The organism is Chamaesiphon polymorphus CCALA 037 (genome assembly GCF_003003845.1).
Lineage (GTDB): Bacteria > Cyanobacteriota > Cyanobacteriia > Cyanobacteriales > Chamaesiphonaceae > Chamaesiphon > Chamaesiphon polymorphus.
Window position 1 is genome coordinate 1 of record NZ_PVWO01000163.1, and the last position, 10,901, is coordinate 10,901.

A 10,901-nucleotide genomic window follows, 5' to 3' on the forward strand; every position below is an offset into this window, starting at 1 on the left:
GTGGATGGGTGGACGGGGGACGGGGTGACTGGGAAACGGGGACTGGGGGACAATGAATCGCTCTTTTACTCATTACTCATTACTCATTACCCATTACTCATTACCCATCCACCCATTAATGCCGAGGAGTAAGTCAATGAATCCATTCTAAAATACGATTCCAGCTCCACCAGGGGTCGCGATCGATATTTAACTTTTGACAAGCTTGGCTGCTGATATGTCCGACATGTCCGCCGTGGGGTGTGAGCAAGAGATCGATGTGGGGTTGCTTGCTGGCAATAGCGCACAGTTCTGGCACTAGAGTGGGATCGAATAGCGGGTCGTCAGCGGCATAAATAATCAACACGGGTTTGTTGAGATCTGCCAAAAAATATAACGGACTAGTTGCCGCATAATAATCTCGTACCGTCTTAAAACCCAGTCTGGGAATGACCAATTCACGATCGAATCCCCAAATAGTCGTCGCGCGTTCGATCGCGGCTGGGTCGATTTCGGTAGGATGATAGCGATGTAACTCGCTAGCTAATTTTCGCAGTTCTTTAGAGATCGCGCGCTCTAAGTACTTGCCCACCGGATGTGCCATCAAATAAGTTAAAGATCGATCGGATTCTAGACTGGGACAAATAACCGCACCGCCAGCAATTTCTGGCACGTCACGACCTGCTTTAACGCCCCATAGAGCCAACTGACCCCCCAAAGAATACCCAACCGTCCACATCGGTGCCGGACAGCCTAGCTGGAGCGATTGGCGGGCAATCCGGACGAAATCTTCGCCCTCATGCAGACCATCAGAAGTTAGTTGGGGCGATAACTCAGCAGTCTTGCCATGAGCGCGCCAGTCAAATAAGACGACAGCATAACCTTGGGCGTAAGCCTTACGACCGAAGATCCTTAGAAACCATTGGTTCTCTAAAGTTCCGGTGATACCGTAGGTAGCGACGATCGTCCCTTTAGGATTCGGGGGGATGGCAAAGATGCCAAAGATCGGCACATCGTCATCGCCACTAAAAATGTGCTCCTGATAAATTGGCTCTGGCTCGATCGTATATTTTTCCCAGTTGCGGCTCATTCGCAGCGCGCTATAGAGTGTCATCGAAAGACCAGATTGCAGCCACCAAGGCGGTGTATATTGAGGATTCAATGTCTTAATGGCAGGATGAAAGATTTTGGAGCATACTTATTTAATTTTAATCTTCAAACTTGCATGTTATGCAAAGTAGCGATTCTCCAAAGGAGCGACTGAAATCACGCGGAGGTTTCCTCCCGTTTGTGTGCGTCAAGACAAGACAGAGGCTCCACCAACGCCTAAAATGATTAGTTATTGTTAATAGACACCGCTCGTGAGATCCCAAAGATAATGACAATCTGAGGGCATAATGAGTATACATCCGACCTGGAGCGATCGTGGTTGCACAGATAATTGTCGATCGACATCAAATAGCTATGGATAAACTGGAGCGCGAGCCACATATCGCAGCAGTCATCTTCGATCTTGATGGCGTTATCGCTAATACAGTCTACTATCACTACCTCTCATGGCAGCAATTAGCTGATGAAGAGGGAATTCCCTTCGATAAGCACACTCACGACGAGGGAATGCTCGGACTCAATCGTGAAGATGCACTGCAATATCTATTGGGAGATCGTGCTAGCAAGCTAAGTCCGATTCAACAGCAATTATTATTAAACCGGAAGAACGATTACTACCTTCAACTAATTAACGAACTTAATTATGATAATCTGCTGCCCGGTATTGGTAATTTATTAGTAGAACTCCATGCCGCTGGTATCAAAGTTGCGCTCGGCTCATCGAGTAAAAATGCCGAAATAGTCTTACAACGTCTAAAGATCCGGCATTTGTTCGATTTCCTAGCTGATGGTAATAGTGTCTCGAATCTCAAACCTTGCCCTGATGTCTTTCTCTACGCAGCAGAAGCTCTGGGTGTCGCTCCAGCTAATTGTTTGGTCGTCGAGGATGCCCCCGCAGGGATTGCAGCAGGTTTGGCCGCTGGGATGTGGGTTTTAGGAGTTGGCCCCTACGAACGTTTGGCACGAGCGCATTTAGTCCTCCCGACTTTAGCAGACATCGGTTGGGCGGATATTGTGGAGAAGGTTAATTATTACCACAAATCGGGAGGGTAGAAAGTGTGGTCTTAAGCAAAGCTCAAGACCACACTTTTCGCTTTCTGTCCCGATCCAAACACATGCTCCTGCACTCTTGAGTGTGATTTCAGTCGCAACTTTCAACTTTTAAGGACATAAGCTTGTAATCGATCGGATAAATAATGCACTCGATCTGGATAAACTGGCAATCTTGGCTGTAAATCCCAACCAGCACTAGCGAGTAAACTATTTAGTTCAGATAGCTGCAAATGATGATAGTCGGGATTGACTTCATCTTTAGGCACTATGCCGCCTAAATCTCGCGCCCCCGCAGTCAGACAAGTTAATAATAGATCGGGATTAGGAATTAAATTCGGCGGAATCTGAACCGTAATGTCGATAGGTAATATCTGTCTGGCTAAACTAATTACTGCTGGTAACTTTTGAATGTCAAAGCCCAATCCGGCAAAACTTTCTTGGCTGCCTGGACTATAAGGTTGGAGGATTACTTCTTGAATATGTCCCCAGAGACAGTGAAGATCGGCGATCGCTTGGAGACTAATTTCCCAATCGGCTTCAGCTTCGCCGATACCTAATAGTAACCCCGTCGTAAATGGGATTTTTAATTTGCCAGCCCAATTGAGTTGTTCGAGTCTAACTGCGGGTAATTTACTCAGTGCGTGACGATGCACTCCAGCGAGCAAAGCTGGATCGAGAGCTTCTAACATCAATCCCATCGATACATTAACTTCTGCTAATTTCTCCATTTCTTCAAAGCTCAAAGGGCCAGCATTAGTATGTGGTAAAAATCCCATCTCTAACGCTAGATTGCACAGCTCATAAATCCGATCGAGCCAAGCTTGGCGGCGAGAAGATCGGGGATGCACCTCGCCGCTTAAAATCAAGATTTCACAAATATTCTTGTCCTGAAGATCGGCCAAAATTTGAGTTGCTCGATCGAGTGTCATCCAGAGATCTGTACCTGGATCGACGCGAAAGTTGCAGTAACTACAGCGATTAAAACACTCATAAGTCGGAACGATCGTGTATGCCGGACTGTATGTAATAATTGGCATCTAAATAGATAAGATACAGTGTAAATCTAGTTACTATTTTGGCTGGGAGCTGGGATCCAGAAATTGCAGCATAATTTCCACCGTCTCGTACTAAAAAGATTTAGGTGGCGCACCATAGCGGATGCGATTGTATTCTTCTACCAATCTACTTTCATCGACGGATTTTTGTTCTTGAACTAATAGATTGCCAAATTCAATCAGCCGAGCGAGCGTAAAATATGGTTTCGGGAAAGTGGGTTTGATACCAGATGCCGGATTGACAACTTCGATCGATAGTCGCTCCAAGCCGACTTTGTGAATGAACTCTCTAATTTGTTCGTCATAAATCCTAGCGCGCATCGCTGCGAAAAAATCGACGGCTCGATCGGGAAATCGATCGACTAAATTAACTATTTCGCGCTCGGAAATATTATCTGGGGCAAATATGCCACTGACAATCCCAATTTTATCCTCACGCGTCGGCACCCAATAATATTTTTCCATGCGTCCATCGCGGATTAAGGGCGCGTAGAGAGTCGATAAGTCGTTGCCAGTGACAATAATCGGAATTCGCGGTAATGGTGTCGAATCATAACTACCTGGTAACTGTACGTTCGTCGGATGGTCGGCAATATTCATCAACGTAGCATTGACCAACTGCGTATTGACAGTATACTGAGTCCCCTGGTCGAATCTTCCCGCCCCAGCATCGATATCATTGATGACTAATACCGCCATTTTGCCGCGCACCTTAATGATTTCGGCGGCTTCGCGGTAGCGCAACCGAATCAGCCGCGCCGAATCGCCTGCATCGGGACTTTCCAATTCCCCCGCCGAAATGTGGATTGCTTCCACCTTCATCCGATCGAAGACCAATTCACACTGAAAAGTTTTTCCCTCGCCTTTACGCCCATGTACGCCCAGAATCAGCGGCACTTTTACCCCAGGTAGATCGAGAAAATTTTTGGTGATGTGGACGGCTAATTTATCCAAGAATGCAGGCGCGATGTAGTAATCCATGAGTGAGGGGATAGTGGATAGTGGATAGTGGATCGTCAATCGTCAATCGTCAATTGAGTTTAGCGCGCAATGCGCGTAAGATCGCCTTCAAAATCAGATCTTTAACAACTAGCTCGCTACTATCCACCAACCACTATCCACTATTCACCAACCACTATCCACTATTCACCAACCACTATCCACTATTCACTATCCACTATTCACTATCGATCGCCGTTTCCTGTTATTGTGGATGGGAGAAAATTTGAGTTGAGAAGATAAACAACATGGGGACGACTTACCAACGGGTATTGCTCAAGTTGAGTGGGGAAGCCCTAATGGGCGATCTTGGTTATGGCATCGATCCGACGATCGTCCAAGCCATCGCGCAAGAAGTAGCCGAAGTCGTTGCTAGTGGTGTTCAAGTCGCCATCGTCGTTGGTGGTGGCAATATTTTCCGTGGAGTCAAAGCTTCCGCTAAAGGCATGGATCGAGCTACGGCTGACTATGTGGGGATGATTGCCACTGTGATGAATGCAATTACGCTTCAGGATGCGTTAGAACAGAAAGGGGTACAAACCAGAGTCCAAACCGCGATAGCGATGCAGGAAGTCGCCGAACCCTATATCCGTCGCCGTGCCATTCGCCATCTCGAAAAAGGTCGGGTAGTGGTGTTTGGAGCGGGTTCTGGGAATCCATTCTTTACCACCGATACCGCCGCCGCGCTGCGTGCTGCTGAGATCGATGCTAATGTGATTTTTAAGGCTACCAAAGTCGATGGCGTCTACGATGCAGACCCCCAAACCAATCCTGATGCCAAACTGTTTAAGAGTTTGACTTTTAAACACGTTCTCGATCGGGATTTACGGGTGATGGACAGTACGGCGATTGCCATGTGTCGGGAAAATAATATTCCCATTATCGTCTTCAATTTATTTGAACGGGGCAATATTCAGCGAGTGGTAGCGGGTGAAACAATTGGTACTTTTGTAGGTGGTTCTTGTGAAATTTGCTGATGTCGAAGGTCATATGCAGAAGGCGGTGGAATCCGTCGGACGCTCGTTTAATACTATTCGCACCGGACGGGCGAGTACTAGCTTACTCGATCGAGTCACGATCGATTATTATGGGACGCCGACGCCATTAAAGTCGCTGGCAAATATCGGCACGCCCGATTCGACGACGATTACCATTCAACCATTCGATCGCAGTAGCATGAGCACGATCGAAAAAGCAATTTCGCTCTCAGATATTGGCTTGACTCCCAATAATGATGGTTCGACAATCCGGCTCAATATTCCGCCACTGACTGGCGAACGTCGGAAGGAATTTGTCAAACAAGCTAGTAAGTACGCCGAAGAAGGTAAAATTTCCGTCCGTAATATCCGTCGCGACGCGATCGATTTTGTCAAAAAACAAGAAAAGGCTAGCGAGATCTCTGAAGATGAATCTAAAGATCTTCAAGATAAAATTCAGAAACTAACCGATAAATACGGTGCTCAAATCGATCGGGTATTGGCTGAAAAAGAAAAAGATATTATGACAGTCTAACGCTGGCTCGATTTAAAGTACTCGCACGAGTAGGTTGGGCGAAGCCTCTCCTACTCACTCTAATGTCCAATTGATAGATCGGTATACATCGATCGGCGATCGCAAACTACTTAGTTATGAAAATAAAAGTAATTGAAAACTTTGATGGTAGTTTTACACTCGATCCACAAGCACAATCAATCTTATTTGGCTTACTAATTGGTGAAAAGTTTCTACAACAAGTTGCCGAACAAGCTAATTGTCAATCCTTAACTTTTACCGAAATATTATTTCAGCCCGTTCCTTATAGTGTGAGTACGCCCAAGGGAATGCCAGCCGAGATCGAACGATATCACCAGTCGCCAGAATATCTAATTATTAACGTGCCGCCTAATTTTATGTTTGCGGCTAAGATATTTCAACCCAGTCGGCTATGTGCGATCTATCAAAAAATTAGCGATTAGGTTTTAGGCTTTTATCAACTATCAACTATCAACTATCGAAGAATTATGTCATCAAGTACTGATATTCCAAGTTTAGAGAGCTTGGATTTTTTACCATATATTGATGATGCTGGAGAATTACCGATACAGCTCCAAAATAAGATTGGTATTTATGCTATTTTTGATGAATCGCAAGTCCTACAATTTGTCGGCTATTCGCGAGATATTTATTTAAGTCTCAAGCAACATTTAATCCGAAAGCCAGAATCTTGCTATTGGGTAAAAGCAACGACGATCGATCGACCGAATCGGACATTTCTGGAAAATGTTCAGTCGAGCTGGACTACCGAAAATGGTAGCATTCCCATTGGTAATGGAGCAGATAGTACCCAATGGTTAGATCCGATTTCTACCCATCATGCCATGACCGCCGCCGAAAGCGATAGCTTTGCAGATCTCGATGGTGTCGCTCAAATTAAGCTGCTCAAACAAGTCTCCCGCCGCGTGGAAGAAAACATCTTAGCCACACTTCAACAGCGCGGCGTTCACACCGAAATTCGCTTCAATCCCAAGCTCAAAGAGCAAGGTTTACTAGACCTCAAATAGATTGCTGAGATCGCTTCAATAAAGACGATCTCAACTCACACCTAAATTCCCGCACCATCTAAAAATTGGCGGATGACTCGATCTTCTAGATGACAACTCGGCGGTAATTCTACATCTTCTGCGGAAGGAGTTTCGATGCCTTGGACGATCGCGTTGCAAGTTTGTTCGACTTGCATTTTCTGGACTTGCTGTTCTAAACTCTCGATCCGATCGACTAATGCGCGGATGACTTCGGCCTCAGTATCTGGTAAGCTACCGTGTTCTAATGGCCCCACGCGTTCGCCCGCTCGATATAAGATTCGACCAGGAATGCCAACTACCGTACAATCTGATGGGACGTCTCGCAGCACTACCGAACCCGCGCCAATTCTGACATTATTACCGATTTGCAGGTTGCCTAATACTTTTGCACCCGCACCAACTACGACGTTTTCGCCCAGCGTCGGATGGCGTTTGCCGCTCTCTTTACCCGTACCACCTAATGTCACGCCTTGATAAATTAAGGCGTAGTCGCCGATAATTGCAGTCTCACCGATGACTACACCCATACCGTGATCGATAAATACGCCCTTGCCGATCGTTGCCCCTGGGTGAATCTCAATCCCCGTGAAAAATCGAGCTAAATGCGAAATGAAGCGGGGAACAAAGGGAATCCCTACGACATACAGCCAATGGGCAAAACGGTGTAGTGATAATGCTTGCAGCCCTGGATAGCAGAAGAGAACTTCTACCCAGTTACGTGCGGCAGGATCGCGATCGAAGATGATGCGGAAGTCAGCAATTAGTTGTGAAAGCACGGCAAGTGTTCCATTATCGCTAGTAGTCTATTAGGCATTTTAGCTGTTATTTGTCCCTTGATGTCAGGGGGGTTTACCGGATCGAGGGATTAGGCTTTAGGCTTTAGGCTTTAGGCTTTAGGGGAAAGGCGAAAGGGGGTAGTTTAGAGAACAAGTTCTTTGAATCGCTACCCATCCACCCATCCACCCATCCACTCCTCTAACCTCTTACCGCAACTGGAGTTGCAGCCAGAGCTTCTACCAAACTGCGCACGACGGCGATCGCGGCAATTTCATCGTTAAGCTTGTTGATTGCCGAACCAACGCCGATTCCCGCAGCACCAGCGGAAATTGCCAGCGGAGCAGTTACGTTGGATAAACCCGACGCACACAGGACTGGAACTTCAACAGCGCGCGAGATTTCATAAGCAGCCGCTAGAGTAGGTGCTGCTTTTTCGATCAAACCGAGAGTACCTGCATGGCTGGGTGCGCTGCTGGTACCGCCTTCGGTTTGGATGATATCCGCGCCCGCAGCGACTAGAGCTTGGGCTAACTCGACTTGCTTGTCTAGGGTCAGGATGTGAGGAACGGTCACAGACAAGGTAATATGAGGCAGCAAGGCACGAGTAGCTTGGGTTAGAGCTAAAACTTCGTCGGCTTCAAATCTGATGCCCTGAGCGTAGAAACTATCGAAGTTACCGATTTCAATGAGATCGGCACCAGCTTCGACAGCGGCAACGAATAATTCTGGCTCGACAGCAGAAACGCAGATGGGGAGATTGGTGAGCTGACGCGCCATCCGCACGAGTTCGGGATCGGCAGCGATATCGATAAATGTCGCACCACCGAGATCTGCCGCTCTGACTACCATGGCAACTCGATCGCGATCGAAATTATTCAACCCACTGATGACTTTGAGGACTCGATTACTAGCAAAGGCTGTTTGCAGGCTATTCAACATATTCATCACTGTGAAAATCTTTATCTGAACCATTTTGACATCGATCGGGTGGAATGAACACAATCGCCGATACTAAAGTAAACACGACGATCCTCGCTACGGACTTTTTTTGCTCGATCGCTAGATTTTACCGAGATTCTGGCCGTTCGATTTAGGTGTCATAATTAGAAGTAAAGACTCTTATCGATCGATATGTCTTATCCTCCAGCTCCGTGGCATCTATATGGTACTGCTCTGCAATCTTTTCATGCGATCGATGTGGAGACAGCCAAACAACTCGTACCGCTCGATTTTGACATTGTTTCCGTACTACCAGGAAAAACGGTGGGTAGCGTTTATCTGTCGGTTTACGAACCCAATTCTACTCTCCAGTATCATGAATTAATTATGGTTCCGGCTCTGGTGCGCTATCGGGGCAAAATTGGAGCTTGGATTTCCCATATTTATGTCGATAACCCCCAATCTGTTGAGGGTGGTAGAAATATTTGGGGACTGCCAAAGCAGCTCGCTGATTTTACTTGGGACGAGCGACAGATCTCGGTATCGCACGATCGTAATCTACTGTGTCGAGTCGATCGATCTCCAATTGAAATACCACTTTCTTTGTGGCAAAAAATCAAAGTTAGTGCTGATGTTTTTGGTGGTTTAGAGCGAGATGTTTTAGCTTTTCAAGGCAATCTTGAGGCTCCACTAAAATGGAGTCCATTTCGGCTAAATATTCCAGCAGCAAGTCCCTTGGCGACGATCGATTTGGGCGATCCTGTATTTACAGTTCAATTCGATGGACTTCATTTGAAAGCCAACCCACCCGCGATCGTCGGCTCGGCTCACTCGCTACTGAGTGAAGCAAGCTTGAATTAATAGCTAGCTCCCCGACCGATCGCATTCGACAATAGCTATTGTGAATCGTCGAGCGGTCGAAAGTCATTAACATCTGACTATGTTTTATCGCCCTCACCGTTAATCGGGGAGATCTTCGGGTACCCACGAGGAGCACTTCTGGTTTGTAACTGTAGCGATCTCGTTTCCGCCTTGAAAATCACAGTCACCGTCGTACCGACATCGACTTGTGAATCGATCGATAATTCGCCCTGATGACTGGCGACGATCGATCGAACGATCGCCAATCCCAAACCAGAACCACTGCTGACATCCGAAGCAGTCGCCACGCGCGCCGGATCGACGCGATAAAACCTGTCGAATAAATGCGGTAGTGCGGTGTTGGGAATGCCGATACCTGTATCGCTAACTTTGACTTGCAAGTAGGGGGTATTTTGGCGCAAAATTTGTTTGAGTTGAACTTTGATTTCCGATCGACCGATCGCTGGCAACCCGCTAGCTACGTCGAGTTGGGGTGGCGTGTACTGAATGGCATTAGTCAGGAGATTGGTAAATAGCCTTGCCAATCGATCCCAATCGCCGATAATGCCGAACGGATCGATGTCTGTTGCTTCGGGGGGGACGATCGGATCGACAATCTCTAGTGTCAGAGCGATTCCTCTCGCCATTGCGGCTAGCTGCTGTTCTTCGATCGTTTCCATCAGGAGGGCATCTAACGGCACAGAACACAACTGCGGTGCGAGGTTGCTGCTATCTTGCCGCGCCAGAAATAACAAATCGTCCACCAATTTACCCAATCGCCGCGTCAATCGTTCGATCGTCAGAAGCTGTTGGCGTTGCTGGGGTGCTAGGGGTTCTTCGCCTAGAGCTACTTGGACGTTAGTTTGAATGGTCGCGATCGGATTGCGGAGTTCGTGAGAAGCATCAGCGGTAAACTGTTTGAGCTGCTGATAAGAGGCTTTGACAGGCTCGATCGCAATTCCTGACAAGAACCAACCGATCGCGGCTACGCTAGTCAGTACCAAACAGATCCCAATGGTCAGATCGATCGTTAGTAGCTCAGTCGGTTTGGTGACTTCAAACCAGGGATGACTGACCCTCAAAAAGCCCACCAATCGGCCATCGATGCTACTGACTGGGGCGGTAATTTGCCTGAGAATGCGTTGGTTTTGCCCTGCCTGGGGCGAATCGTTACCAACGCGCACGGTGGCACCATCGAGATCGATCCATACTGGCAAATCGAGTGGTTCTTTGAGCGTAGACCACAATAATTTACCACTGAGATTAAAAACTTCCAGATCGATCCGATCGTCGTCGAGCCGAGCCGAATCATTCTGAAAACTCTCCCCCACATTAATCTGTAACTCGCCAGTGGCCCCTGGCATCTGCACTCTTTCGATCGAAATCGATCGACTGACGACTTCAACGACATGATTTAACGTATCGTCGATCCGCTCGATCAGGGTACCTCGCACGTAAATATACATGCCCATTGCAAAAATCAGCAACACGATCGCGGTGACGGTAGTGTACCAAATGGCCAAACGGCGGCGGGTTGTCTGGAACATAAACTAGTGGGGAGGGGGAG

Annotated in this window: 11 protein-coding genes and 1 pseudogene; 6 read left to right on the top strand and 6 right to left on the bottom strand. The window is 47.3% G+C overall.

Annotation, left to right across the window (positions count from 1 at the left end; genetic code table 11):
- Positions 1-133 precede the first annotated feature (133 nt).
- Positions 134-1,141 (bottom strand): YheT family hydrolase, encoded by a 1,008-nt coding sequence (locus C7B77_RS13835; RefSeq protein WP_106305635.1) that lies wholly within the window; start codon positions 1,139-1,141, stop codon positions 134-136.
- 263 nt (positions 1,142-1,404) lie between these two features.
- On the opposite strand from C7B77_RS13835, the gene pgmB reads away from it, so the two are divergent.
- Positions 1,405-2,142 (top strand): beta-phosphoglucomutase, encoded by a 738-nt coding sequence (gene pgmB / locus C7B77_RS13840; RefSeq protein WP_219892149.1) that lies wholly within the window; start codon positions 1,405-1,407, stop codon positions 2,140-2,142.
- 101 nt (positions 2,143-2,243) lie between these two features.
- Here the strand turns inward: pgmB and cofG are convergent, their stop codons facing one another.
- Both cofG and C7B77_RS13850 read right to left on the bottom strand, forming a co-directional pair.
- Positions 2,244-3,179 carry a 7,8-didemethyl-8-hydroxy-5-deazariboflavin synthase subunit CofG gene (cofG, locus tag C7B77_RS13845; protein WP_106305642.1) on the bottom strand — a complete coding sequence of 312 codons (936 nt, stop codon included), beginning with the start codon at positions 3,177-3,179 and terminating at the stop codon, positions 2,244-2,246.
- Between the two features lie 111 nt (positions 3,180-3,290).
- A pseudogene (locus C7B77_RS13850) lies at positions 3,291-4,178 on the bottom strand (AAA family ATPase); the annotation flags it as partial.
- A gap of 266 nt (positions 4,179-4,444) precedes the next feature.
- Between C7B77_RS13850 and pyrH the strand changes: the two are divergent.
- The 4 genes from pyrH (at position 4,445) to C7B77_RS13875 (ending at position 6,736) form a co-directional block, all read left to right on the top strand.
- Complete coding sequence (gene pyrH, locus C7B77_RS13860) at positions 4,445-5,173, top strand: UMP kinase (RefSeq protein ID WP_015160323.1); 729 nt, start codon at positions 4,445-4,447, stop codon at positions 5,171-5,173.
- A complete protein-coding gene (gene frr, locus C7B77_RS13865) occupies positions 5,160-5,708 on the top strand; it encodes a ribosome recycling factor (protein WP_106305650.1) in 549 nt (182 codons plus the stop codon). Before pyrH ends, frr begins: the two co-directional genes overlap by 14 nt.
- Before the next feature lie 116 nt (positions 5,709-5,824).
- Complete coding sequence (locus tag C7B77_RS13870) at positions 5,825-6,151, top strand: hypothetical protein (RefSeq protein ID WP_106305653.1); 327 nt, start codon at positions 5,825-5,827, stop codon at positions 6,149-6,151.
- A 45-nt stretch (positions 6,152-6,196) separates the two neighbouring features.
- Positions 6,197-6,736, top strand: a complete 540-nt coding sequence (locus tag C7B77_RS13875; RefSeq protein ID WP_106305656.1) for a GIY-YIG nuclease family protein — start codon at positions 6,197-6,199, stop codon at positions 6,734-6,736.
- Positions 6,737-6,777: 41 nt separating this feature from the next.
- Here C7B77_RS13875 and cysE read toward each other — a convergent pair whose 3' ends face one another.
- Positions 6,778-7,533, bottom strand: a complete 756-nt coding sequence (cysE, locus tag C7B77_RS13880; protein ID WP_106305659.1) for a serine O-acetyltransferase — start codon at positions 7,531-7,533, stop codon at positions 6,778-6,780.
- Positions 7,534-7,732: 199 nt separating this feature from the next.
- Positions 7,733-8,479, bottom strand: a complete 747-nt coding sequence (locus C7B77_RS13885; protein WP_106305665.1) for a DUF561 domain-containing protein — start codon at positions 8,477-8,479, stop codon at positions 7,733-7,735.
- A 186-nt stretch (positions 8,480-8,665) separates the two neighbouring features.
- Between C7B77_RS13885 and C7B77_RS13890 the strand changes: the two genes are divergently transcribed.
- The gene (locus C7B77_RS13890; protein ID WP_106305662.1) at positions 8,666-9,334 is read left to right on the top strand and encodes an acetoacetate decarboxylase family protein; all 669 of its coding nucleotides are present in this window, start codon (positions 8,666-8,668) and stop codon (positions 9,332-9,334) included.
- Positions 9,335-9,411: 77 nt separating this feature from the next.
- On the opposite strand, the gene C7B77_RS13895 is transcribed toward C7B77_RS13890, so the two are convergent.
- Positions 9,412-10,881 (bottom strand): sensor histidine kinase, encoded by a 1,470-nt coding sequence (locus tag C7B77_RS13895; protein ID WP_245894189.1) that lies wholly within the window; start codon positions 10,879-10,881, stop codon positions 9,412-9,414.
- Positions 10,882-10,901: the final 20 nt, after the last annotated feature.

Excerpts from the sequence above, each read along its gene's own strand:
- cofG (WP_106305642.1), bottom strand. The coding sequence starts at position 3,179 with ATGCCAATTATTACATACAGTCCGGCATACACGATCGTTCCGACTTAT.
- pyrH (WP_015160323.1), top strand. The coding sequence starts at position 4,445 with ATGGGGACGACTTACCAACGGGTATTGCTCAAGTTGAGTGGGGAAGCC.
- C7B77_RS13870 (WP_106305653.1), top strand. The coding sequence starts at position 5,825 with ATGAAAATAAAAGTAATTGAAAACTTTGATGGTAGTTTTACACTCGAT.
- C7B77_RS13875 (WP_106305656.1), top strand. The coding sequence starts at position 6,197 with ATGTCATCAAGTACTGATATTCCAAGTTTAGAGAGCTTGGATTTTTTA.
- C7B77_RS13885 (WP_106305665.1), bottom strand. The coding sequence starts at position 8,479 with ATGAATATGTTGAATAGCCTGCAAACAGCCTTTGCTAGTAATCGAGTC.
- C7B77_RS13890 (WP_106305662.1), top strand. The coding sequence starts at position 8,666 with ATGTCTTATCCTCCAGCTCCGTGGCATCTATATGGTACTGCTCTGCAA.
- C7B77_RS13895 (WP_245894189.1), bottom strand. The coding sequence starts at position 10,881 with ATGTTCCAGACAACCCGCCGCCGTTTGGCCATTTGGTACACTACCGTC.